General features: G+C 62.6%; 22 protein-coding genes. 10 read left to right on the top strand and 12 right to left on the bottom strand.

All coding sequences use genetic code 11. The annotated features are described in order from the left end of the window. Positions 1–115: 115 nt before the first annotated feature. The 4 genes from HU737_RS21475 to tcyJ all read right to left on the bottom strand — a co-directional run bounded on the left by HU737_RS21475 (position 116) and on the right by tcyJ (position 3,895). Positions 116–1,357, bottom strand: coding sequence for an SfnB family sulfur acquisition oxidoreductase (locus HU737_RS21475; protein WP_186552894.1), 1,242 nt, complete (start codon positions 1,355–1,357; stop codon positions 116–118). Between the two features lie 314 nt (positions 1,358–1,671). Further along, entirely contained in the window at positions 1,672–2,433 is a 762-nt protein-coding gene (tcyN, locus tag HU737_RS21470; RefSeq protein ID WP_186552893.1) for an L-cystine ABC transporter ATP-binding protein TcyN, read from the bottom strand. A 2-nt stretch (positions 2,434–2,435) separates the two neighbouring features. After that, the gene (gene tcyL, locus HU737_RS21465) at positions 2,436–3,104 is read right to left on the bottom strand and encodes a cystine ABC transporter permease (protein ID WP_186552892.1); all 669 of its coding nucleotides are present in this window, start codon (positions 3,102–3,104) and stop codon (positions 2,436–2,438) included. Continuing rightward, a complete protein-coding gene (gene tcyJ, locus HU737_RS21460) occupies positions 3,101–3,895 on the bottom strand; it encodes a cystine ABC transporter substrate-binding protein (protein WP_186552891.1) in 795 nt (264 codons plus the stop codon). Before tcyJ ends, tcyL begins: the two co-directional genes overlap by 4 nt. 381 nt (positions 3,896–4,276) lie before the next feature. Here tcyJ and epsC point away from each other — a divergent pair, with 381 nt between their 5' ends. Both epsC and betT read left to right on the top strand, forming a co-directional pair. Further along, positions 4,277–5,206, top strand: a complete 930-nt coding sequence (gene epsC, locus HU737_RS21455) for a serine O-acetyltransferase EpsC (protein WP_186552890.1) — start codon at positions 4,277–4,279, stop codon at positions 5,204–5,206. A gap of 254 nt (positions 5,207–5,460) precedes the next feature. Then, entirely contained in the window at positions 5,461–7,458 is a 1,998-nt protein-coding gene (gene betT, locus HU737_RS21450; protein ID WP_186552889.1) for a choline transporter BetT, read from the top strand. A 227-nt stretch (positions 7,459–7,685) separates the two neighbouring features. Here betT and tauD read toward each other — a convergent pair whose 3' ends face one another. Genes tauD through tauA form a run of 4 tightly spaced genes read right to left on the bottom strand, consistent with a single transcriptional unit; the run spans position 7,686 to position 11,187 of the window. Next, a complete protein-coding gene (gene tauD / locus HU737_RS21445; RefSeq protein WP_186552885.1) occupies positions 7,686–8,519 on the bottom strand; it encodes a taurine dioxygenase in 834 nt (277 codons plus the stop codon). Between the two features lie 52 nt (positions 8,520–8,571). Beyond that, a complete protein-coding gene (tauC, locus tag HU737_RS21440) occupies positions 8,572–9,411 on the bottom strand; it encodes a taurine ABC transporter permease TauC (RefSeq protein WP_186552882.1) in 840 nt (279 codons plus the stop codon). Next, positions 9,408–10,202, bottom strand: coding sequence for a taurine ABC transporter ATP-binding subunit (tauB, locus tag HU737_RS21435; RefSeq protein WP_186552881.1), 795 nt, complete (start codon positions 10,200–10,202; stop codon positions 9,408–9,410). The genes tauC and tauB overlap by 4 nt, the downstream gene beginning before the upstream one ends. Before the next feature lie 13 nt (positions 10,203–10,215). Continuing rightward, positions 10,216–11,187 (bottom strand): taurine ABC transporter substrate-binding protein, encoded by a 972-nt coding sequence (gene tauA, locus HU737_RS21430; protein WP_186552879.1) that lies wholly within the window; start codon positions 11,185–11,187, stop codon positions 10,216–10,218. Positions 11,188–11,784: 597 nt separating this feature from the next. Here tauA and HU737_RS21425 point away from each other — a divergent pair. From HU737_RS21425 to HU737_RS21390, 8 genes are all read left to right on the top strand, one after another. After that, complete coding sequence (locus HU737_RS21425) at positions 11,785–13,146, top strand: OprD family porin (protein WP_186552878.1); 1,362 nt, start codon at positions 11,785–11,787, stop codon at positions 13,144–13,146. A gap of 157 nt (positions 13,147–13,303) precedes the next feature. After that, on the top strand, positions 13,304–13,942 hold the full coding sequence (locus HU737_RS21420) for a peroxiredoxin (RefSeq protein ID WP_186552877.1): 639 nt from the start codon (positions 13,304–13,306) through the stop codon (positions 13,940–13,942). Between the two features lie 423 nt (positions 13,943–14,365). Then, entirely contained in the window at positions 14,366–14,959 is a 594-nt protein-coding gene (gene ssuE, locus HU737_RS21415; protein WP_186552876.1) for an NADPH-dependent FMN reductase, read from the top strand. A gap of 93 nt (positions 14,960–15,052) precedes the next feature. Beyond that, entirely contained in the window at positions 15,053–16,018 is a 966-nt protein-coding gene (locus HU737_RS21410; RefSeq protein ID WP_186552875.1) for a sulfonate ABC transporter substrate-binding protein, read from the top strand. A 59-nt stretch (positions 16,019–16,077) separates the two neighbouring features. Further along, on the top strand, positions 16,078–17,226 hold the full coding sequence (gene ssuD, locus HU737_RS21405; protein ID WP_186552874.1) for an FMNH2-dependent alkanesulfonate monooxygenase: 1,149 nt from the start codon (positions 16,078–16,080) through the stop codon (positions 17,224–17,226). Positions 17,227–17,237: 11 nt separating this feature from the next. Continuing rightward, the gene (gene ssuC, locus HU737_RS21400) at positions 17,238–18,035 is read left to right on the top strand and encodes an aliphatic sulfonate ABC transporter permease SsuC (protein WP_186552873.1); all 798 of its coding nucleotides are present in this window, start codon (positions 17,238–17,240) and stop codon (positions 18,033–18,035) included. Further along, complete coding sequence (ssuB, locus tag HU737_RS21395) at positions 18,032–18,844, top strand: aliphatic sulfonates ABC transporter ATP-binding protein (protein ID WP_186552872.1); 813 nt, start codon at positions 18,032–18,034, stop codon at positions 18,842–18,844. Before ssuC ends, ssuB begins: the two co-directional genes overlap by 4 nt. A gap of 31 nt (positions 18,845–18,875) precedes the next feature. Then, on the top strand, positions 18,876–19,091 hold the full coding sequence (locus tag HU737_RS21390) for a TOBE domain-containing protein (RefSeq protein ID WP_027595183.1): 216 nt from the start codon (positions 18,876–18,878) through the stop codon (positions 19,089–19,091). Positions 19,092–19,233: 142 nt separating this feature from the next. On the opposite strand, the gene HU737_RS21385 is transcribed toward HU737_RS21390, so the two are convergent. The 4 genes from HU737_RS21385 to HU737_RS21370 all read right to left on the bottom strand — a co-directional run bounded on the left by HU737_RS21385 (position 19,234) and on the right by HU737_RS21370 (position 24,421). Next, positions 19,234–19,863 (bottom strand): TetR/AcrR family transcriptional regulator, encoded by a 630-nt coding sequence (locus tag HU737_RS21385; protein WP_186552871.1) that lies wholly within the window; start codon positions 19,861–19,863, stop codon positions 19,234–19,236. Further along, positions 19,863–21,440, bottom strand: a complete 1,578-nt coding sequence (gene gshA / locus HU737_RS21380) for a glutamate--cysteine ligase (protein ID WP_189661657.1) — start codon at positions 21,438–21,440, stop codon at positions 19,863–19,865. The genes HU737_RS21385 and gshA overlap by 1 nt, the downstream gene beginning before the upstream one ends. Before the next feature lie 273 nt (positions 21,441–21,713). After that, positions 21,714–22,097 carry a PaaI family thioesterase gene (locus tag HU737_RS21375; protein ID WP_186552869.1) on the bottom strand — a complete coding sequence of 128 codons (384 nt, stop codon included), beginning with the start codon at positions 22,095–22,097 and terminating at the stop codon, positions 21,714–21,716. Continuing rightward, complete coding sequence (locus HU737_RS21370; RefSeq protein ID WP_186552868.1) at positions 22,097–24,421, bottom strand: Tex family protein; 2,325 nt, start codon at positions 24,419–24,421, stop codon at positions 22,097–22,099. The genes HU737_RS21375 and HU737_RS21370 overlap by 1 nt, the downstream gene beginning before the upstream one ends. Positions 24,422–24,619: the final 198 nt, after the last annotated feature.

Here is a 24,619-nt window from a genome sequence, read left to right as displayed (position 1 = left end):
AGCCCTTCGCGGGCAAGCCCGCTCCCACAGGTACAGCGCCGTCTTCAAGGGCGGCGCGGTCCCTGTGGGAGCGGGTTTACCCGCCAAGGGCCGCACAGCGGCCCCAGGCGCTCACTCAGATCCAGGAATGTCGGGCAGGACGGGTGCCGTTCAGGTGGCAGGCACCAATCGCGTGATACTTCCAGCGCACTGGATCGTGCAGGGTGTGCACGCGGGCATTGCGCCAATGCCGATCGAGATTGAACTCGGCCAAGCTGGCGCGGCTGCCGGCAAGCTCGAACAGCTTCTCGCTGGCCTGCAGGGCGATCTCGGTGGTGAGCACCTTGGCTTGCGCCACGGCAATCGAGGCGCGCGCGGCGGCGTCTGCATCGATCTCCCCGGCATTGACCTCATCGAGCACCCGCGCAGCCCTGCGCAGCAGCGCCTCGGCGGCGTGCAGTTCGAGCTTGAGGCGGCCGATGTCGGCGATCACGTAAGGGTCGTCGCTGGCGCGCTCGACATTGGCATCGATGAACGGCCGCGATTTGTCACGCACGAAGCTGATTGCATCATCGATGGCCGCTTCGGCGATACCGGCGTCGATCGCGGCCTGGATCAACTGCGAAGCTGCGCCCTGGATGTTCGGCAGGTCGCGCTGGCGCCAGTTGTCGATCACCAGTTCCGCGTCCACCGGCACCTGGTCGAGCAGCACCGTGCCGCTGGCCGTGGTGCGTTGGCCAAAGCCGGACCAGTCGTCGACGATACGCAAGCCAGGGCTGCCACGGCGAACGAACGCCAGGCGCTGGCGGCCCTCGTCATCTAGGGCCTTGACTGCCACCCAGTGGGCGAACAGCGCCCCCGTGGAGTAGAACTTCTCACCAGTGATGCGATAGCCCTCGCCATCGCGGCTGATTCGCGCCTTGAGGGTCAGGGTGTCTTTGCTGCCGCGCTCAGGCCCGGCATTGCCGATGCGCCAGCCGTCGAGCACGCAGCGGAAAATCAGCGCTTGTTGAGCCTCGGTGGCGGTCAGGCGCAGCAGCTGGAGCATGCCGAACTGGTTTTGCGGGATCTGCCCCAACGCAGGGTCGGCGGCGCTGATGATGCGAAACACTTCGGCGACGGTTTCAAAAGAAACATCCGGGCCACCGAAGGCCTTGGGAATGCTGATGCTGCCCAGGCCGCTGCGGGTGAACAGCTCGATTTCGGCCCAAGGCAGTTTGCGCTGCTGGTCGCGGCGGGCTGCCTGCTGGCGGGCAACTTGGGCAAGTTCGTGGGCGGCCTGCAGGGCTTCGGCGTCATTGCGCAGGATCTTGGCAGGCAACAGCAGCGGCGAGCTGTCGAGGTCGCTGGCGAATAGGGTTTCTGGCTGGCTGGACATCAGTACCGCTCCTTGGCTGCACTCAATGCCCTGGCGTTATGCACTGGGGTGATTGTGATCCTGACCATTCCTTACCTCACAAAGTGGCTGTGTCGCGGGTGGTGGTGGCGACAGACGTTTGTTGGTCCGGTGGTCCGGTGCATATACCCTATTCGCTTATAAAAACTTTATGAACTAACCTTTTGGAATATAAATAGAAGCAGTTTTCTGGCCGTGAAACGAACGTGGGAGCGGGCTTGCCCCGCGATAGCGCCAGTGAATTCACCGACGCTATCGCGGGGCAAGCCCGCTCCCACGCTCAGATCAACAGGTGGTTAGTCTTGCGAGGCCGCCGTCCCCAAGAACTTACGCAAGAACTGTCGCGTGCGTTCTTCCTTCGGATTGGCAAACAACGCCTTGGCTTCCCCTTGTTCGACGATTACCCCCTTGTCGAAGAAGATCACCCGATTCGCCACATCCCGGGCAAAGCTCATCTCGTGGGTGACGATAATCATCGTGCGCTTCTCTTCGGCCAGGCCGCGGATGGTTTCCAGCACCTCGCCGACCAACTCCGGGTCGAGCGCTGATGTCGGCTCGTCGAACAGGATCACGTCCGGCTCCATGGCCAAGGCCCGGGCAATCGCCACCCGTTGCTGCTGGCCACCCGACAAGCGCCGTGGGTAAGCGTCTTCCTTGCCCGCCAGGCCGACCTTGGCCAGCAAGCGCCGCCCTAGCTCGACAGCCTTGTCACGCGGCGTCTTCTTGACCACCAATGGCCCTTCGATGACGTTCTCCAGGGCGGTGCGGTGCGGGAACAGGTTGAAGCTCTGGAACACGAACCCGGCCTGTTGGCGCAGCCGGCGGATCGCACTCTGCTGGCCGCCCAGCGGACGATTGGCATCGATGTTGATGTCGCCGATCTGGATGCGTCCGGCATCGGGTGTTTCCAGCAGGTTGAGGCAGCGCAGGAAGGTGGTCTTGCCCGAGCCACTCGGGCCGATGATGGCAATGACTTCGCCGGGCTGTACGGTCAGGTCGATCCCGTTGAGTACGGTCTGGCCTTTGAACCGCTTGGTCAGGCCTTCTACTACGATCATCTTCAGTGCTCCTGGTCATGCTGGTTGACCCGCGCTTCCATGCGGTTCTGGAAGTGCGCAAGGATCGTGCAGAGTATCCAGTAGACCACTGCCACGGCCAGGTACATGGTGAACACTTCGAACGTGCGCGCGGTGATCAACTGCGCTTGGCGGAACAGCTCGGGGACCTGGATGGTCGCCGCCAGGGCGGTGTCCTTGACCAGCGAAATGAAGCTGTTGCCCAGCGGCGGCAGGGCGGTGCGCATGGCTTGCGGCAGGATCGCCCGGCGCATCGCCTGGGTGCGGGTCATGCCGATGCTGGCGCAGGCTTCCCACTGGCCACGGTCGATCGAGGAGATCGCCGCACGGAGGATTTCGCAGATATACGCCGCCATGTTCAGCGACAGGCCAATCAGCGAAGCCGGGATCGGATCGAGCTCGATGCCGATCTGTGGCAAGCCGAAGTAGATCACGAACAGCTGCACCAACAGCGGTGTGCCACGGAAGAACGATACGTAGATGCGCGCCAGCCAGTTCAGCGGCAAGATCTTCGACAAACGCATCAGGGCCAGGGCAAAGCCCAGGACCAGGCCGAAGAACATGCCACCAACGCTGAGCAGCACGGTGTAGCCTGCGCCCTTGAGCAGGAAGGGCGCTGAATCGGCTACCAGTTGCAGGCTTTCTTCAATCATTTAGTCACGTCAGCGCCAAAGTACTTCTCGGACAGCTTGGCCAGGGTGCCGTCGGCCTTGAGTTTGTCCAGCGCCTTGTTGATCGCGTCGAGCAGTTCCGGCTCGCCTTTGCGCAGGGCCACGCCCGACTCCAGGCGCGAGAACGCCTCACCCGCCAGCGCGGTGTCCTTGGCTTTCTGGGCGTATTCCAGGGCGGCAAGGCGGTCGACCAGGATCGCATCGATACGACCATTGCGCAGGTCGGCGAACTTGGTTGGATCGTCTTCGTAGGTGCGCACTTCGGCTTTGGGCACGTCTTGCTTGACCCATTGCTCGTAGTTGGTGCCCAGGCCTACGCCGACCTTCTTGCCGGCCAGGTCTTGGGCGCTCTCGATTTTCAGGTCTGCGGCCTTCTTCTTCAGGATCAGCGCCTGGATGCCGGACACGGTGTAGGGCTCGGAGAAGTCGTACTTCTTCTTGCGCTCTTCGGAGATGGTCACCTGGTTGATCACCACGTCCAAACGTTTGGACTCGAGGGCAGCGAGGATGCCATCCCACTTGGTCGGCTGGATCTTGGCCTTGACCCCCAGCTCCTTGGCCAGCAGCTCGGACAGCTCGACTTCAAAGCCGGCCAGCTTGCCGTTTTCGTCCTGGAAGCTGAAGGGCGGGTAGGTGCCTTCGAGGCCGACGCTGAGCACGCCTTTGTCCTTGATGGTCTTGAGCTGCTCACCGGCGAAGGCCTGGCTGAGCAGACCGGTGCCCAGCAGGATGGCCAGGCTGGCGTTGAGTAGCGGTTTGGCGAATTTCGACATGTCAGAGCCCCGCGCTTGTTGTGGAAGTGGTGGGTGGCGACTATAGGGGTGGGCTGTATAGGCCTGGAAATAATAAAAACTTATTTTGTTATTCCCATTGATAATTTTTGTCAGTGATCAGGCAGCTCTGAGGGTAGTCCGTCAGTGCTGCTTATGCCCGACTTAGCGCAGGATGGAATAAAGCGTTGTTTTTTCCAAGAGGGTTATTTGCCGTAGAGTGATCACAGGCGCCGCCAGCTTAACGTGGGAGCGCAACGTGGGAGCGGGCTTGCCCCGCGATGGCGATTTCGAATTCCCCAACACGATCAAAGGCCAAACCCGCTCCGCCTGTCCACATACCTTGTACTTTTTCAGAAAAATCCCGCCAGCCAGGAGACCACCGTGAGCGAAAAACCATCCCCAGGGCATTGGCAACTGCACAGCATCGTCAGCGGCTTGCGCGGCGCGCGCGAGCAGTGGCGAACCCGCAATGGCCGCAGCAGCGGCGAGCAGGGCGGCCGTGAGTTGCCGTCGCGTGAAGCGGTTAGGCAGATCCTCGAGCAGCTGTGTGGCGCACTGTTCCCCATGCGCTTGGGTCCGGTGGACTTGCGCGAAGAGAGCGAGGACTTCTACGTCGGCCACACCCTCGACGCAGCGCTGACCTCGCTATTGACCCAGGCCCGGCTGGAACTGCGGTACGCCACGCGCCAGGGCAAGACCGACCTGAGCGACGTCGATGCCCATGCCCTGCGCTTGATCCAGGACTTCGCCGCCGCGCTGCCGGCCTTGCGGGTGCTGCTCGATACCGATGTGCTGGCTGCCTACCACGGCGACCCGGCAGCGCGCAGCGTCGACGAAGTACTGCTGTGCTACCCCGGTATCCTGGCGATCATCCACCATCGCTTGGCTCATCATTTGTACCAGGCTGGCCTGCCGCTGCTGGCGCGGATCAGTTCGGAGCTGGCGCATTCGGCCACGGGTATCGATATTCACCCAGGCGCGCAGATTGGCCCGAGCTTCTTCATCGACCACGGCACGGGTGTGGTGATCGGTGAGACGGCGATCATCGGCGAGCGGGTGCGCATTTATCAGGCGGTGACCTTGGGCGCCAAGCGCTTCCCGGCGGATGAGTCGGGAACGCTGCACAAGGGCCATCCACGCCACCCGATTGTCGAGGACGATGTGGTGATCTATGCCGGGGCGACTATTCTCGGGCGTATCACCATCGGCAAGGGCTCGACCATTGGCGGCAACGTCTGGCTGACCCGCAGCGTGCCGGCTCAGAGCAATATCACCCAGGCGAATCTGCAGCTTGATTGTGAGGGCAAGTAGTAATCGATAGTGCCGAGATAGAGCGTGGGAGAGGGCTTGATCTGCGACAGCGAGGGTGAATGCATCGCCGCTATCGCGGGGCAAGCCCGCTCCTGCGGGCGGGTGTTGCGGGTCGCAATGAATACCGATCCATGTTTAACTTGAACGCTTGTTCAAAGTAAAACGCTGGTCGCTGCCGGTGTTCAACAGGAGGAATAGCCTTTGCTGAACCCGTTCAATTTCTACCTCACGCCCCGCGTGGAGGTGCCTGCGCAATGAGTGCACCTTCCACCTCTTCCAGCAATATCCGCATGAACCCTCCGGTGTTCTATTTCGCGGCAAGTTTCATCCTGATCTTCGGCCTGGTGGTCATTGCCAACCCTCAAGCGGCAGGCGATTGGCTGCTCGCGGCACAGAACTGGGCGGCCAATACGGTCGGCTGGTACTACATGCTGGCGATGACCCTGTACCTGGTCTTCGTGGTGGTCACCGCCTTGTCTGGCTACGGCAAGATCAAGCTCGGTGCCGACCACGACGAACCCGAGTTCAGTTACCTGTCGTGGGCCGGCATGCTGTTCGCCGCAGGCATCAGCATCACCTTGTTCTTCTTCTGCGTCTCCGAACCCCTGACCCACATGCTCCAACCGCCGCAAGGCGAAGGCGGTACCGCCGAGGCTGGGCGGCAGGCGATGCAGGTGCTGTTCCTGCATTGGGGCCTGCATGGCTGGGGCGTGTTCGCCTTCGTCGGCATGGCGCTGGCGTACTTTGCCTATCGCCATAACCTGCCGCTGGCGTTGCGCTCGGCGCTGTATCCGTTGATTGGCAAACGCATCAACGGCCCGATCGGTTACGCAGTGGACGGCTTTGGCATCATCGCCACGGTGTTTGGCCTGGGCGCCGACATGGGCTTTGGTGTGCTGCACCTCAATGCTGGCCTGGATTACCTGTTCGGCATCGATCATAGCCAGTGGGTGCAGGTCATCCTCATCACCTTGATGATGGGCGCGGCGGTGGCCGTGGCGGTCGCCGGGGTGGAGAAGGGTGTGCGGGTGATGTCCGACATCAACCTGTTCCTGGCCTGTGCGCTGCTGTTGTTCGTGCTGTTCGCAGGGCCCACCCAGCACCTGTTCAATACCTTGATCCAGAACCTGGGCGACTACCTCGGCGCCTTGCCGCGCAAGAGCTTCGACGTTTATGCCTACGGCGAGAACCGCGACTGGCTGGGTGGCTGGACAGTCTTCTACTGGGCTTGGTGGATTGCCTGGGCGCCGTTCGTGGGCTTGTTCATCGCGCGGATCTCGCGTGGCCGGACCATCCGCGAGTTCGTCTTCGGCGTGCTGCTGATTCCGCTGGGCTTCACCCTGGCGTGGATGTCGATCTTCGGCAACAGCGCCCTGGACCAGGTGATCAACCACGGCATGACCGCGCTCGGCCAGTCGGCGTTGGATAACCCGTCGATGAGCCTGTACTTGCTGCTGGAAACCTACCCTTGGAGCAAGACGGTGATCGCCGTGACGGTGTTCATCAGCTTCGTGTTCTTCGTCACCTCGGCAGATTCCGGCACGGTGGTGCTTTCGACCCTGTCGGCCAAGGATGGCAACGCCGACGAAGATGGCCCGAACTGGCTGCGGATCTTCTGGGGCGCGATGACTGCGCTGATCACCAGCAGCTTGTTGTTCGCCGGCAGTATCGATTCGCTCAAATCTGCCGTGGTACTGACCTCGTTGCCGTTCTCGCTGATCTTGCTGTGCATGATGTGGGGGCTGCACAAGGCGTTCTACCTGGAGTCGCAACGGCAGATCGCGCAGATGCACTCGCTGGCGCCGTTCGCCCAGTCGCGCCGCGGCCGGGGTGGCTGGCGGCAACGCTTGAGCCAGGCGGTGCATTTCCCTTCACGCGATGAGGTGTACCGGTTCATGGACGATGTCGTGCGTCCGGCGATTGCCGAGGTGCGCGAGGTGTTCGAGCAGAAGGGCCTGGTGCTGATTACCCAGGATGACCCGAGCCATGACAACGTCAGCTTGAAGATCGGCCATGGCGAGGAACAGCCGTTTATCTACCAGGTGCAGATGCGTGGGTATTTCACCCCGTCCTTCGCGCTGGGTGGGTTGGGTGCCCAGGACTTGAAGAACCGTCGTTACTACCGGGCCGAGGTGCATCTGGCCGAAGGTAGCCAGAACTATGACCTGGTGGGCTACAGCAAGGAGCAGATCATCAACGACATCCTCGACCAGTACGAGCGGCATATGCAGTTCTTGCACTTGGTCAGGTAGCTGCGAGCGGAGGATCGAGCAGGATGGGAGGAGCTAGCCGCTAGAAGCTAGAAGCTAGAAGCGTGGGAGCGGGCTTGCCCCGCGATAGCGATGGTGAGTTCACGCGCGCTATCGCGGGGCAAGCCCGCTCCCACGCTCACGCTCACGCTCCCGCTCCCACGCTCCCAGCCCCACGTTCCCAGCTCTCACGCTACACCGTATTGCTCGTATCTCCCTGCCATCCGGACCTAGAACGGCGCATCCCCAAGGATGGTCGCCCGATGCATCACCCGCCGCTGCGGCCGGTAGTCATCCACCGCGTAATGCTGGGTCACGCGGTTATCCCAAAACGCCACGTCGTTCTCCTGCCAGCGCCAGCGAATACTGAACTCCGGCCGCGTCGCATGGGCGAACAGTAGCTTGAGCAGCGCCTCGCTCTCTTGCTCGCTCAGCTCGTTGATCCGCGTAGTGAACCCCTCATTGACGAACAGCGCCTTGCGTCCACTCACCGGATGCGTGCGCACCACCGGGTGCGACAGCGGCGGATTGTTACGCCGGGTCGCTTCCCAGCGTTCGAGGTCTTGCGCCGTGGTGCCGAAGCGCTCCAGCGGGAACGACTTGGTGAAGTCATGGGTCGCCGTCAGCCCTTCAAGCATTGTGCGCAGCGGCGCCGACAGCGCTTCGAACGCCGCAATGCCACTGGCCCACAGCGTGTCGCCACCGTAAGCCGGCAACTGCTTGGCACTGAGTACCGCGCCCAGCGCCGGGGTCGGCAGGAAGGTCACGTCGGTGTGCCACACGGCGTTGTCACGCACATCGGTGACTGCCGTGTCGAGGATCAGCACCTGCGGGGTATCCGGCACGTTGGGGTAGATCGGATGAATATGCAGATCACCAAAGCGCGCCGCAAAGTTGGCCTGCTGGGCCGGGTTCAGTGGCTGGTCGCGGAAGAACAGCACCTGATGCTTGAGCAGCGCTTGTTCGATAGCGTCGCGCTGCTCTTGGGTAATCTCGCGGCTGATGTCCACGCCGCTGATCTGGGCGCCGAGCGCCGGGCTGAGAGGGGTGATGGTCAGGCTCATGTCGGTCTCTTCTGGTAAGCGTGCGCCGGGCTGCCGGCGTGGTCAGTCAGCATCAGTAGCTTTGTCCGTGCCAGGGCACCAGCTTGCGTTGCAGGGCGCGCAGGCCCATCTCCAGGGCGAAGGCGATCAGGGCAATCAACAATATGCCCAGCACCACCACGTCGGTGACGAGGAACTGCGACGCCGACTGCACCATGAAGCCCAAGCCACTGGTGGCGGCGATCAGCTCGGCGGCGACCAGGGTCGACCAGCCGACGCCCAGGCCGATACGGATACCGGTGAGGATGTCGGGCAGGGCGCTGGGCAGGATCACATGGCGGATCAGCTGCGCTTTGCTCGCGCCCAACGACTGCGCGGCGCGCAGTTTGGCCGGGTCGACGGTGCGCACCCCGGTAGCGGTGGCGATGGCGATCGGGGCGAAGATCGCCAGGTAGATCAGCAGCACCTTGGACAACTCGCCAATGCCGCACCAGATCACGATCAGCGGCAGGTAGGCCAGCGGTGGGATCGGCCGGTAGAACTCGATCAGCGGATCGAGAATGCCGCGGGCGATGCGGTTGTAGCCGATGGCGATGCCCACCGGGATCGCGGTCAGGGTCGCCGCCGCCAGTGCCAGGCCGATCCGCCCCAGGCTCGCGCCCAGGTGCTGCCACAGGCTGGCGTCCATGTAGCCCTGGGTCAGCAGCACCCAGGCCTTGGCCAGGATGTAGGCAGGTGACGGCAGGAACAACGGCTCGACCCAGCCCGCGGCGGTCACCAGCCACCACAGTACGAGCAGCGCGGTCAGGGTCAGGGCACTGATCCAGCGGGTCGGCAGTGATCGGCGCAGCTTGATCACGGACTTGCTCTGGCGGGTGGGTTTGCCGGCGACGGGCAATTCAAGGCTGCTCATAGGGACGCCTCCCGGCGGGTGGATTCGCGTTGCGAGAACACCCGCGCCAGCACGTGCTCGCGGGTTTCGATGAAGCGCGGATCGGACTTGATCGCCCGCGCCGATTCACCGGCGGCGTAGCGCTGGCCGAAGTCCAGTTGCAGGCGCTCGACCACGCGACCGGGATTGGGCGCCAGCAACACCAGTTCGCTGGCGAGGAAAACCGCTTCTTCAATATCGTGGGTGATCAGGAACACTGGCTTGGCAGTGCGCTGCCAGACCTGCAACAACAGCTCTTGCATCTGTTCGCGGGTAAAGGCGTCGAGTGCGCCAAACGGCTCGTCCATCAGCAGCACGCGGGGGTTGGCCGCCAGTGCCCGGGCCAGGCCCACGCGCTGTTTCTGACCACCGGAAAGCTGCCAGATACGCCGTTCGGCAAAGTCTGCCAGGTCGACCAGCGCGAGCATTTCGCGGGCTTTCGCCTCGCGCTCGGCGCGCGCTACGCCGGCCAGTTCCAGGCCAAAGGCAACGTTGCCGAGCACATCCTGCCAAGGCAGCAGGGCGTCGTCCTGGAACACCACCCCACGTTCGGCGCCGGGGCCTTGCACCGGCACGCCGTCAAGGGTGATGCGTCCGCCGCTGGGGGCGACGAAGCCGGCGATCAGGTTGAGCAGCGAGGTCTTGCCGCTGCCCGATGGCCCCAGGGCCACCAGCAGCTGGCGTGGACCCAGGCTCAGGTTGATGTCGGCCAGCACCGGGGTGGCGGCGCCGGGGTACTGTGCGCTGATGCGCTCCAGTTCAAGCAAGGCCATGACAGGCTCCGGATCAGTTGGGGAGGTATTTGGCGCTGACGTAGGGCGAATAGTCCGGCAGTACCGCATCGACCTTGCCTTGTTGCTTGAGGAAGGTGGCGGTGTCGGTCAGCGCCTGGGTGGTCGGAGCACCGAGGGCATTGGCCTGGTCGGCGGCCAGCGGATAGACGTTGCCTTCCAGCAGGACCGGGATGTCCGTGGACTTGGCGCCCGAGAGCTTGGCCAGCTTGGCCACGTTGTCAGGGTTGGCCAGCCAGGCTTTGGGGTCTTTGCGGTAGTCGGCGTAGGCGTCGAGGGTCACTTTGGCGAAGGCCTTGACCACCTCTGGATGCTTGTCGGCGAAGTCCTTGCGCACGATCCAGGCGTCGAAAGTCGGTGCGCCTTTGTGCGCCAGTTCACCGGAGGTGATCAGTACCTTGCCGTTTTCCTTGGCCACGCCCAGTGCTGGGTCCCACACGTAGGTGGCATCGATGTCGCCGCGCTTCCAGGCCGCGATGATTGCCGGTGGCGCGAGGTTGAGGATCTGCACTTTGGAGGGGTCGATGTTCCACGCCTTCAGTGCGGCAAGCAGGCTGTAATGGCCGGTGGAGACGAACGGCACCGCGACTTTCTTGCCGATCAGGTCTTGCGGGGTCTTGATGCTGTCGCGGGCGACCAGCGCTTCACCGGCGCCGATCTGGGTAGCGATCAGAAAGGTTTCCACTGGCAGCTTGCGGGTGGCGGCAGCAGCCAGTGGGCTGGAACCGAGGTAGCCGATTTGCACATCGCCCGAGGCGACGGCGGTGATCACGTCGGCGCCGTTGTCGAACTTGCGCCAGTCGATGCTGGCCTTGCTGGCTTTTTCATAGTCGCCATCGACCTGGGCCACCTTGGCTGGGTCGACGGTGGTCTGGTAAGCGACGGTCAGGTCGGCTGCCTGGGCGAACCAGCTGGTGCTGGCGAGGGTCAGGGCGGCGAACAGGCGCAGCGGAGTGTGCGGGATCATGGTTGAACTCCTCGTCAGGCAATCGGGATGATTATGGCGAGAAGACTAGATGATCTAAGAAATCGTAAATAAATAACTTTTTAGCATTAGCTTAGGAGCCAAATGCTTTAAGCCTGCGGGCCTCATCGCGGGGCAAGCCCGCTCCCACGCAATCTGGGTCGTCCTCACGGTTTCGGGCTCTGCGTGGGAGCGGGCTTGCCCCGCGATGAGGCCCGCACTGACAACCTTCTTGCCTGGAAAAATCAGAATCGCCTGCTAGCCTTTCGCGGCCCTACAGATCGTTGTGGAATAAGGTTATGAGCAAACGTTTGCAAATAACCTAAAGCTCTATACGGGGTCGCCGATACAACTTTTGGTAGTAAAGGTTCCTAGGATATTCCGCAAAAGTCTTACAGATTCATAAAACAGTCATTTTGGATTTATAGGATTGTCATTATCCTGTAGCGCAGGTGGCGTCTTAGACCAAAGTCGTGAAACGATTAGAAATGATTGACTTCACGGTCACACTTTGGGACTAAATCGCCCATCCACGGCAGAGCGGGGCAGCAGATCCCGCCGCCTGAGATACACAAAAATTAGAACGTAGAGGAGCAAAACATGTACAAGTCCAGCCTGGCTCTGGCCGTGGCACTGGGGGTTCTCGCCCAACAAGCAGGCGCTGCTGGTTTCGTTGAGGACAGCAAGCTGTCCCTGAGCTCGCGCACCATGTACTACGACAACGATAACCGTGAAGCTCACGCTAGCAGCTCTACTAACTTCAAGCGTCCGGATCAGCGCGAGACTGGTCAAGGCTTCAAGCTTGACTACATTTCGGGCTTCACTGAAGGCACTGTAGGCTTTGGTGTTGATGCTCAAGCGGTGTGGGGTATCCACCTGGACGGTGGCCGTGGTTACCACAAAAGCGGTTTCATGCCTGACGCTAGCAACGGCTCTTCGGTAAACCAGTGGGCTCGTTTCGGTGCCAACGCCAAGGCTCGCTTCTCGAAGACTGAAGCGCATTTCGGTAGTGCCCTTGCGCCGAACCTTCCGATCCTGGTTGCCAACGACGGTCGTGTCCTCCCGCAGACCTTCGAGGGTGGCACCATCACCTCGAAAGAAATCGACAACCTGACCATCAACGCGGGTCAGCTGACCCACGCTATGGGTCGTGCCTCGAGCAACCGTACGGGTCTTTCTGTTTCGGGCTCTGGCGCCTACAACGATAGCAACAAGTTCCGCTACGGTGGCCTGGACTACAAGCTCACCCCAGACCTTACCCTGCAGTACTACTACTCGAACCTGGAAGACTTCTACAAGCAGCACTTCCTGGGTGCGACTCACGTCTTCAAAATCGCCGATGACCAGTCGTTCAAGACTGATCTGCGCTACTTCGACAGCAGCAGCGACGGCAAGAATGGCGACGGTGGCGGCTATAACTTCGGTAACAACGGTGGTTATGCCAAGAATCCCGGCGAGGTCGATAACAAGACCTGGAGCGCCATGTTCACTTATACCCTCGGCGGTCACTCCCTCATGCTGGGTCACCAGCAAGTTAGTGATGACGGTGGCTTCGTCTGGCTGAACCAGGGCAACGTGCGTAAAGACGGTTTGAACTCGGCTTCGGAAGGTGCGGGCGGCGCAAGCTTCTACCTGTTCACCGATAGCATGATCAACCAGTTCGCACGTGCTGGTACTAACACCACGTTCGGCCAGTACAGCTATGACTTTGCACGCGTTGGTGTGCCAGGTCTGAAGGCATCCGTCGCTTACCTGCGTGGTACTGATATCCGGAATGAGTCTGGCCACGGCACCTACAGCGAGTGGGAGCGTGATGCTCGTATCGACTACGTGATCCAGGAAGGCACCTTCAAAGGCTTGGGCGCTAGCCTGCGCCACGGCATCTACCGTGGTGAAGGTGAGTCGCCAGCCGATCAGGATCAGACCCGTCTGATCGTCAACTACACTTACAACTTCATGTAAGTCGCAGTTGCACAAAAAGAGCCTCGCCTAGTGCGAGGCTTTTTTGTGCCTAAGATTTCGTATGCATTCTAGTTATAAATAAATCGATATTTATTCTTTTTGTTTTGAAGCGAAGACAGGCACATTGAACCCATAACGCAGACACAGGAGCCGCACCATGAGCCTCAAACTCGGCGACATCGCCCCCGATTTCGAACAGGATTCCAGCGCTGGCAAGATTCGCTTCCACGAGTGGTTGGGCAATAGCTGGGGCGTGCTGTTCTCGCACCCTGCCGATTTCACCCCGGTGTGCACCACCGAGCTGGGCCTGACCGCCAAGCTCAAGGATGACTTCGCCCAGCGTGGGGTCAAGGCCATCGCCCTGTCGGTCGACCCGGTCGACTCGCACCACAAATGGATCGATGACATCAACGAAACGCAGAACACCGTGGTCAACTTCCCGATCATCGCCGACGCCGATCGCAAGGTTTCCGACCTGTACGACCTGATCCACCCCAACGCCAACGACACCCTGACGGTGCGCTCGCTGTTCGTGATCGATCCGAACAAGAAAGTGCGCCTGACCATTACCTATCCAGCCAGCACCGGGCGCAACTTCAATGAGATCCTGCGGGTGATCGACTCGTTGCAGCTGACCGACAACTACAAGGTCGCCACCCCAGGTAACTGGCAGGACGGCGACGAAGTGGTGATCGTGCCGTCGCTCAAGGACGAAGACGAAATCAAGCAGCGCTTCCCCAAAGGCTACCGTGCCGTGAAGCCCTATCTGCGTCTGACGCCACAACCGAATCGTTAAGCTATTCCTCGTTGCATTGCTCTTAGCCAAGCAGGGATCTTCGGGCCGTTTCGACGGCCCTTTTTTATGCCTGAGAGAAACTCAGGCAGCGTTGGCCTGGAAGACGGGCTAAGTGGAAGACGGGCTACGTGGAGGAAGGGCTGCGTGGGAGAAGGGCTGCATGGGAGAAGGGCTGCATGGAGGAGCGGCTGCGTGGGAGCGGGCTTGCCCCGCGATAGCTATCGCGGGGCAAGCCCGCTCCCACGCAATCCGTTTTCCACGCAGCCTTCTCCCACGCAATCGCTGGTTTCGCTTTATATTAAAAATGGAATAAACAAATGAAAAAATATGATTTATAGATATATGTGATGTGCTGTTAATGTCACTCCATCAGCGGGGCGTACAACTGCAAAGCCCCGGCAACGAATCCAAGGAAGCGCGTCAATGCTGGTTGTTTCGGTCGGTGGAAGCCCAAGTACCCGTTCACGCTCCGGCGTGCTGCTAGAGCGTTCACGCCAGTGGCTGCAGGATCGCGGGGTCGAGGTGGTGACCTTCCAGGTACGTGAGTTCCCCGCCGAAGACCTGCTGCATGCCCGCTTCGACAGCCCGCAGGTGCGCCACTTCCAGGACCTGGTCGCCCAGGCCGATGGCCTGGTGGTTTCCACCCCGGTGTACAAGGCATCGTTTGCTGGCGCCCTGAAGACCTTGCTCGACCTGCTGCCGGAGCGCGCGCTGGAACACAAGGTGGTCCTGCCGATTGCAACCGGCGGCAGCATCGCCCACATGCTGGCGGTGGATTACGCACTCAAACCCGTGCTGTCGGCACTCAAGGCGCAGGAGACCCTGCAAGGGATCTTCGCCGACGACAGCCAGATCGCCTACGGCGAAGGCAACAACCCGGCGCAGTTGGCCGACGCGCTGCAAGCGCGACTGCTCGATTCGCTGGAAACGTTTCACAGCGCCTTGGCCCGCCGGCCGAAACCGGTGGCTCCTGGCGAGCTCAACGAACGCCTGATCAGTGCTCGCTGGAGTATCTGAACTCGCCCAACCGCTTCACTGTTTTTCCACCTTACTCGCCCGTCAACGAGGCAAGCAGGTGCAACCCGAACCTCATTCGCACAGGAGAGCGCCATGCGCACAGTCTTCTTGCGTCGCGGTCTGGTCGCCCTGTTTGCGGCGGCTGTGTCCTTCGGCGCCATCACCCAAGCCCAGGCCCAGAGCCTGCGCATCGGTTACCAGAAATACGGCACCCTGGTGCTGCTCAAGGCCAAGGGTACGCTTGAGAAGCGCCTGGCCGAACAGGGCATCCAGGTGCAATGGACCGAGTTTCCTGGTGGCCCGCAGCTGCTCGAAGGCTTGAACGTCGGCTCGATCGACTTCGGCGTCACCGGCGAAACCCCGCCAGTGTTCGCTCAGGCCGCCGGCGCCGATCTGCTGTATGTGGCCTACGAGCCGCCAGCCCCGCACAGCGAAGCGATCCTGGTGCCCAAGGGCTCGACGATCCAGTCGGTAAAAGAGCTCAAGGGCAAGAAGGTTGCGCTGAACAAAGGCTCCAACGTGCATTACCTGCTGGTCCGCGCGCTGCAAGACGCTGGCCTGAAATACGCCGACATCCAACCGGTGTACCTGCCGCCAGCCGATGCCCGCGCCGCGTTCGAGCGTGGCAGCGTCGATGCCTGGGTAATCTGGGACCCGTACCAGGCCGCCGCCGAACAGCAACTGCAAGCGCGCACCTTGCGTGATGGCAAGGATCTGGTCGACAACCACCAGTTCTACCTGGCGACCCGCAATTACGCCACCCAGCACCCGGCTGTGATCAACACCCTGATCGAAGAAGTCCGCGCCGTCGGCGAGTGGTCGCAGGCCAATCCGCAGGAAGTTACCGACCAGGTTGCACCCCTGCTCGGTCTGCCCGCCGACATCACCCTGACCTCGGTCAAGCGCCAAGGCTACGGTGCCGCGCCGCTGACCCCTGAAGTGGTGGCCGCCCAACAGAAGATCGCCGACACCTTCCAGGCGCTCAAGCTGATTCCCAAGCCGCTGAGCATCAAGGACGTGATCTGGACACCCCCGGCCAAGGTCGCTAGCGCGCCTTGATTGATTCGCCTGTGCCGGGGCGTCGCTCCGGCTGAGCCCCACTTGAGGAGACAACTCCAATGAGCCTTAATATTTTCTGGTTCCTTCCCACCCACGGTGACGGCAAGTACCTGGGCACCTCCGACGGCGCCCGCGCGGTCGACCACGGTTACCTGCAACAGATCGCCCAGGCCGCCGACCACCTTGGCTTTGGCGGGGTGCTGATCCCGACCGGACGTTCTTGCGAGGACTCCTGGCTGGTCGCTGCCTCGCTGATCCCGGTGACGCAGAACCTGAAATTCCTGGTCGCCCTGCGCCCAGGCATCATCTCGCCGACCGTGGCCGCTCGCCAGGCCGCGACCCTCGATCGCCTGTCCAATGGCCGCGCGCTGTTCAACCTGGTGACCGGCGGTGACCCGGACGAGTTGGCGGGCGACGGCCTGCACCTGAACCATCAGGAGCGCTACGAAGCGTCGGTCGAATTCACCCGCATCTGGCGCAAGGTGCTCGAAGGCGAAAACGTCGACTACGACGGCAAGCACATCCAGGTGAAGGGCGCCAAGCTGCTCTATCCGCCGATCCAGCAACCGCGCCCGCCGCTGTACTTCGGTGGGTCGTCAGAAGCAGCCCAGGACCTGGCCGCCGAGCAGGTCGAGCTGTACCTGACCTGGGGCGAGCCGCCATCGGCCGTGGCCGAAAAGATCGCCCAGGTGCGTGAGAAAGCCGCCGCCCAAGGCCGCGAAGTACGCTTCGGTATTCGTCTGCACGTGATCGTGCGGGAAACCAACGAAGAGGCCTGGGCCGCTGCCGATCGCCTGATCTCGCACCTGGACGATGACACCATCGCCCGTGCCCAGGCTTCGCTGGCGCGCTTCGACTCGGTTGGCCAGCAACGCATGGCTGCCCTGCACGGCGGCAAGCGCGACAACCTCGAAGTCAGCCCCAACCTGTGGGCCGGTGTTGGCCTGGTGCGCGGTGGCGCCGGCACTGCGCTGGTGGGCGATGGCCCGACCGTTGCGGCGCGGGTCAAGGAATACGCAGACCTGGGTATCGATACCTTCATCTTCTCTGGTTATCCACACCTGGAAGAGTCCTACCGGGTGGCTGAACTGCTGTTCCCGCACCTGGACGTGCAGCGCCCAGAGCAGCCGAAGTCCGGCGGCTACGTGAGCCCGTTCGGCGAGATGGTGGCCAACGACATCCTGCCCAAGTCCGTGTCGCAGAGCTGAGGACGTAGGCCATGAGTCGTGCAACCTCCTCCAACCTGTCGCAACGCCTGGCGCCGTGGGCCTTGCCCGTGCTGCTGTTGGCGGTGTGGCAACTGGCAGTCAGCGCAGGCTGGCTGTCGACCCGCATCCTGCCGGCGCCGAGTGCGGTGATCAGTGCAGGCGTCGAGCTGGTGCGCAGCGGCGAGATCTGGAGCCACCTGGCGATCAGTGGCTGGCGCGCAGGCGTCGGCTTCCTGATCGGCGGCAGCATCGGTCTGTTGCTGGGCTTCATCACTGGCCTGTCGAACTGGGGCGAACGTCTGCTCGACAGCTCGGTGCAGATGATCCGCAACGTACCGCACCTGGCGCTGATCCCGCTGGTGATCCTGTGGTTCGGCATCGATGAGTCGGCCAAGATCTTCCTGGTCGCGCTGGGCACGCTGTTCCCGATCTACCTGAACACCTACCACGGCATTCGTAATGTGGACCCGGCGTTGGTGGAAATGGCGCGCAGCTACGGCCTGTCAGGCTTTGGCCTGTTCCGCCAGGTGATCCTGCCCGGTGCGCTGCCGTCGATCCTGGTCGGTGTGCGTTTCGCCCTGGGCTTCATGTGGCTGACCTTGATCGTCGCCGAGACCATTTCGGCCAACGCCGGCATCGGTTACCTGGCAATGAATGCGCGTGAGTTCCTGCAGACCGACGTGGTGGTCCTGGCCATCGTCATGTATGCCGTGCTCGGCAAGCTCGCCGACCTCGCCGCCCGTGGCCTGGAGCGTGTCTGGCTGCGCTGGCACCCGGCCTACCAACCGGCGAAGAAGGAGGGCGCATGACCGTGCTCAAGGAACAACCGCCGCGCTTGCTGCGTGGCATCCCCCTGGCATCCCAAGGCCTGCGCAAGACGTTCGGTCAGCGCGAAGTGCTGCGCGGGATCGACCTGCACATCCCGGCCGGTCAGTTCGTCGCCATCGTAGGGCGCAGCGGCTGCGGCAAGAGCACCTTGCTGCGCTTGCTGGCCGGGCTCGACAAGCCCAGTGCCGGTGAACTGCTGGCCGGTGCTGCGCCGTTGGCCGAGGCCCGTGAGGAAACCCGCTTGATGTTCCAGGACGCGCGATTGCTGCCCTGGAAAAAAGTGATCGACAACGTTGGCCTGGGGTTGTCCGGCGACTGGCGGCCAAAGGCGCTGCAAGCCTTGGAAGCGGTCGGCCTGGCCGATCGCGCCAATGAGTGGCCGGCGGCCTTGTCCGGTGGCCAGAAGCAACGTGTGGCCTTGGCCCGTGCGCTGATTCACCAGCCGCGCCTGCTGCTGTTGGATGAACCGCTCGGTGCTCTGGATGCGCTGACCCGGATCGAGATGCAGCAACTGATCGAACGCCTGTGGCGTCAGCATGGTTTCACCGTGCTGTTGGTCACCCATGACGTCAGCGAGGCAGTTGCGGTGGCCGACCGGGTGATCCTGATCGAGGACGGCGAAGTCGGCCTGGACCTGAACGTCGACCTGGCCAGGCCCCGTGCGCGTGGTTCGCACCGCCTGGCGGCGCTGGAAAGCGAAGTGCTCAACCGTGTTCTTTCCGTCCCGGGCACACCGCCCGAGCCGGACCCTGTAGCCCCTTTGCCCACGCAACTGCGTTGGGCCCACTGAACCCCAGAAGCCAGAAAGAAGGAATCAAGCCATGACTATCAAAGCCATCAACGTCCGTAACCAGTTCAAAGGCACCGTGAAAGAAATCCTCGAAGGTCCGGTACTGTCGGAAATCGACGTGCAGACCGCTTCCGGCGTCGTCACCTCGGTGATCACCACCCGCTCCGTGCGTGAGCTGGAGCTGCAGGTCGGCAGCGAAGTGATTGCCTTCGTCAAATCGACCGAGGTGTCCATCGCCAAGCTGTGATGACCTGAGCATGCCCAGCCATGCCATGTGGTGAGCGTGATACGTGGGAGCGGGCTTGCCCCGCGATAGTGTCAGGCCGGACGACGAGGGTGTCGCGACGGTCGCTATCGCGGAGCAAGCCCGCTCCCACGTTGCGCGTTCTTCAAATGCGTTTTGGCAGGAACGGCGGCAGGTATAACCCCAGGTACGCCTCGAACACCCGCTTGCCTTCCTCGGCCATGCGCGGGGTGATCTGCTCATGCAACTGCACCGAGCGGGCATACACCCGGTCGCTCAGTTCCATGGCCAGGGCGAACACATCGACGTCGCTCGGCACCGCCGGCAACTGGAAGTGTTGGTCGAACAGCTTGTGCATCAGCTCGCCCAATTCCATGTCGTGCTGCCGGTCGGCTTGCACCACTTCGCTCAGACCATGTTGCGCCAGGATCAACTGACGCGCCGCGGCATCGCCGTTGTAGATGTCGAGCATGCGTTGCTCGATCAGTCGCGACAGGTCATGCCAGGTTACCAGCGTGGCGGGGTCAATCGGCGCCCGCAATGCTTCGCGAAACGCCCGGTGCACATCGGCGGTGAGCGCTTCAAGCAGCGCCGGAACGCTGGCGAAGAAGTGATACACCGAAGACGGCGGAATCTGCGCCCGCTCGGCAACGCTGTACACCGACAGCCCAGCCACACCTTGCTCAGCCAATAGTTCGCGCGCCGCCGCCAGGATCGCTTCGATCCTGGCCTGGCTGCTCGCGCGTGGCTTGCGTGGCGTGGCTGTGCGGGTCATCAGTTGCTGATCGCCAGGATGCTCGCCTGGTAGGCGCCGACGAACACATCGAAATCGCCGACTTCTTCCTGCTCAAGCTTGGCTTGCTCGGCCAGCGAGTTGCGCGCCAGGGTCTCGAAGGCCTGTTGGCGCTCCGGGCTCAGCGGCTGCTCGCGGAACGTTGCGGCGTGCAGCTGGCTCTGGCGCAGGGAGAACTGCACGAAGGTTTCGTCGTGTTCGGTCATGCGTGCCAGGACCTGGGCCGATGGCGTCAGCTCAGGATCATCGATCTTGGCCTGCTGCGCGCGTAGCGCCCGAACGTGCTCCTCACCGCCGTTGGCCTGGTCGAGCAGCTCGGCCAGTGGCGTGATGCGTTCGATCAACTCAGAGGCCCAGGTCTTGAGCGCGATCGGCTGACCGCCCCGCTGCAGCTCCAGCCCTGGGCGGCGGCCTTCCTTGACCACGGTCAGGAAGTTGTTGGTGCATTGGCCACATTCGCCGTTGTCCAGCTGCGGGCTGTCGTCGAGCGCGCAGAGCAGCAGGAAGGCATCGAGGAAGCGCGCCTGCGCCAGGTCGATACCCACCGGCAGGAACGGGTTGATGTCCAGGCAGCGCACTTCGACGTACTGCACGCCACGGGCCATCAGCGCCTGGATCGGCCGCTCGCCGGTGTAGGTGACGCGCTTGGGGCGAATGTTCGAGTAATACTCGTTTTCGATCTGCAGGATGTTGGTGTTCAGCTGCACCCACTCGCCATCCTTGTGCGTGCCGACCTCGACGTAGGGCGGGTAGGGCGTGCCCACCGCCTTGCGCAGGCTGTCGGTGTAGCTGGCGAGGTTGTTGTAGCACGGCGTCAGGCCGGCCTGGGCGCTGCTCTGGTAACCCAGGTCGCTCATGCGCAGGCTAGTGGCGTAGGGCAGGTACAGGGTTTCGGCGTCGAGGTGCTCGAGCTGATGCGCACGGCCGCGCAGGAAGCCGGCGTCCAGCGCCGGCGAGGCGCCGAACAGGTACATCAGCAGCCAGCTGTAACGGCGGAAGTTACGGATCAGGGCGATGTACGCCGACGACTGGTAGTCGCGGTCGCTCTCGGTGCCGCCTTCGGTTTGGCGCAGCAGCGGCCAAAGCGCTTCAGGCAGCGAGAAGTTGTAATGAATACCGGCAATGCACTGCATGGTGCGGCCATAGCGCAGGGCCAGGCCCTTGCGGTAGACGTACTTGAGCTGGCCGATATTGGAGGTGCCGTAGTAGGCGATCGGAATGTCTTCTTCGGCCGGCAATGCACAGGGCATCGACGGGCTCCACAGGTATTCGTTGCCAAGCTTGGACTGAACGAAGCGGTGGACCTCCTCGAGGTTCTCCAGCACTTGCGCAGGATCGGCCAGGGCTGGGGTGATGAACTCCAGCAGCGACTCGGAATAATCGGTGGTGATCTGCTCGTTGGTCAGCGCCGATCCCAGGGCTTGCGGGTGCGGGGTCTGGGCCAGGCGACCTTCGTCGGTCACGCGCAAGCATTCGCGCTCAATACCGTGCAGGCACTGCTTGAGCAAGGGGAGATTGGCACTGAGCAGGCTCAGGCGGCTTTTGAGGAGGTCGCTCAAGATGTATTCCTTCACGCGTCAGTCGCCCCAATATGGGGGTAGATATGACGGTCTACAAGGGTAGGGACAAAGGAACTGGCGTTGTCGCCTGGTTTAGCTGGGTTTTCGGTAATGCCAACGCCGATTCAGGGCCGCTACATAGCCCATCGCAGGCTGGGCCAGCTCCCCCAGATACGGCATGAAACCTGTGGGAGCTAGCGCAGCTTGCGATGGGGCACGTAGCGGCCCCACCGTTCAATACTGCCGAAAATACCGCAGATAGCTGTTTGGGAGCTAGAGAACCGCGAAGGTTCCTTGCGCTTTGGCCACCAGTTTGTCGCCTTGGACTACGTCGGCGTCGACAACCAGGGTGCGCCGCCCAGCGTGCAGCACGCGGGCGGTGCACAGCACCTCACCGTCGCTGACGGCGCGCATGTAGTTGATCTTGCACTCGATGGTCACGCTCTGCTGGTCAAAGCCATGGCTGGCCGAGCAGGCCAGGCCCATGGCGATGTCGACCAGGCTGAAGATCGCCCCGCCATGCAGCTTCTGGCCACGGTTGCGCAGGTGCGGTTCGAGCGCCAGGGCGACCGTGGCGACACCTTGTTCAAGGTGTTGCAGTCGGCAGCCCAGCAGCTGGCTGAAGGCGCTCTCGACGTACTCCTTGGGCACGTCCATCACTTTTTCTTCAACTGCTTGGCGTTAGCGAACAGCGCCGCCATGGCGTTATTGGCTGGGGCGGCAGGCGTGGTTTCGCGTTGGCGTGGCGCTTGCTGCGCACGGTTGCCGCCATTGCCACGGCCACCGCCACGGTTGCCTTCGACCTTCTCGCCAGGGGTATCGCCCATGCGCATGGACAGGCCGATGCGCTTGCGCGGGATATCCACTTCCATGACCTTGACCTTGACCACGTCGCCGGCCTTGACCGCCTCACGCGGATCCTTGATGAACTTCTCCGACAGCGAGGAGATGTGCACCAGGCCGTCCTGGTGCACGCCGATGTCGACGAAGGCACCGAAGTTGGTGACGTTGGTCACCACGCCTTCGAGGATCATCCCCGGCTCAAGGTCCTTGAGGTCTTCAACGCCGTCCTGGAACGAGGCGGTCTTGAACTCGGGGCGCGGGTCGCGGCCAGGCTTGTCCAGCTCCTGGAGGATGTCGGTGACGGTCGGCAGGCCGAAGGTCTCGTCGGTGAACTTCTTCGGGTCCAGGCGCTTGAGAAAACCGCTGTCGCCGATCAGCGAGCGGATGTCACGGTCGGTGTCGGCGGCGATGCGCTGCACCAGCGGGTAGGCTTCCGGGTGCACCGCCGAGGCGTCCAGCGGGTTGTCCCCGTTCATTACCCGCAGGAAGCCTGCGGCCTGCTCGAAAGTCTTCTCGCCGAGGCGGCTGACCTTTTTCAGCGCGGCACGGGTGGCGAACGGGCCGTTGGCGTCGCGGTGGGCAACGATGTTCTGCGCCAGGGTCGCGTTGAGGCCGGAGATGCGCGTCAGCAGCGCCACCGAGGCGGTGTTGACGTCGACGCCGACGGCGTTCACGCAGTCCTCGACTACGGCGTCCAGGCCACGCGCCAGTTTCAGCTGCGAGACGTCGTGCTGGTACTGGCCGACGCCGATCGATTTCGGATCGATCTTCACCAGTTCGGCCAGCGGATCCTGCAGGCGGCGGGCGATGGAGACGGCGCCACGGATCGACACGTCCAGGTCAGGGAATTCGCGTGCGGCCAGTTCCGAGGCGGAGTACACCGACGCGCCGGCTTCGGAGACCATGATCTTGGTGATCTTCAGGGCGGGGTACTTTTTCACCAGCTCAGCTATCAGCTTGTCGCTCTCGCGGCTGGCGGTACCGTTGCCGATGGCGATCAGCTCCACCGAGTGCTTGGCGCACAGCGCGGCGAGCACGGCAATGGTGCGGTCCCAGTCGTTTTTCGGCGCGTGCGGGTAAACCGTGGTGTAGTCGAGCAGCTTGCCAGTGGCGTCGACCACCGCGACCTTGCAGCCGGTACGCAGGCCCGGGTCGAAGCCCAGGGTCGCCCGCGGGCCAGCTGGTGCGGCCAGCAGCAGGTCGTGCAGGTTGTGGGCGAAGACGTTGATCGCCTCGCCTTCGGCATTGTCGCGCAGCTCGCCGAACAGATCGGTTTCCAGGTGGGTGTAGAGCTTGACCTTCCAGGTCCAGCGCACCACCTCGCCCAGCCACTTGTCAGCCGGGCGGTCACGGTTTTCGATGCCGACATGGCTGGCGATCATCAGCTCGCACGGATGCAGGGTGCCCGGCAGCTCTTCGCCAACCTTCAGCGAGGCGCTGAGAATGCCTTCGTTACGGCCGCGGAAGATCGCCAGGGCGCGGTGCGAAGGCGCGGTGCGCAGCAGTTCGTCATGGGCGAAGTAGTCGCGGAATTTGGCGCCTTCCTCTTCCTTGCCGGCCACCAGGCGGGCACTGAGCACGGCCTCCTGCTTGAGGAAGTTACGCAGTTTTTCCAGCAAGCCTGCGTCTTCGGCGAAACGCTCCATGAGGATGTACTTGGCGCCTTCGAGCGCAGCCTTGACGTCGGCCACGCCTTTATCGGCATCGACAAAGCGTGCAGCCTCGGTTTCCGGGCTCAGTTGCGGGTCGTTGAACAGACCGTCGGCCAGCTCGCCAAGGCCGGCCTCCAGGGCAATCTGGCCCTTGGTGCGGCGCTTTTGCTTGTACGGCAGGTAAAGGTCTTCGAGGCGGGTCTTGGTGTCGGCCAGCTTGATGTCGCGGGCCAGTTCTGGGGTCAGTTTGCCCTGCTCCTCGATACTGGCCAGGATGCTTGCACGACGGTCGTCCAACTCGCGCAGGTAGCGCAGGCGCTCATCCAGGTGGCGCAGTTGGGTGTCGTCCAGGCTGCCGGTCACTTCCTTACGGTAGCGGGCGATGAAGGGCACCGTCGAGCCTTCGTCCAACAGGGCCACGGCCGCCTCGACCTGTTGCGGGCGAACGCCCAGTTCCTGGGCGATACGGCTGTTGATGCTGTCCATGAGAACCACCTGACAATATGTGAATACTGGAGGCCGCAGGTGGGCATTCGAGCCCGGCGGCGCTGGGTGAAAGCCGCGCATTATACTCATCACGCCAGGCTTGCGGTGATGGCGCTGAGCCAGCCGGGATCTGCACGGAAGTGGCGCCCCGGGAAAAATCTGCTAACAATGCACACGGCACGCGCCGCAATGGCTACG

The organism is Pseudomonas urmiensis (assembly GCF_014268815.2).
GTDB classification, from domain to species: domain Bacteria; phylum Pseudomonadota; class Gammaproteobacteria; order Pseudomonadales; family Pseudomonadaceae; genus Aquipseudomonas; species Aquipseudomonas urmiensis.
Note: the sequence above shows the minus strand (reverse complement) of the source record. Positions and strands in the feature narration are given on the sequence as shown.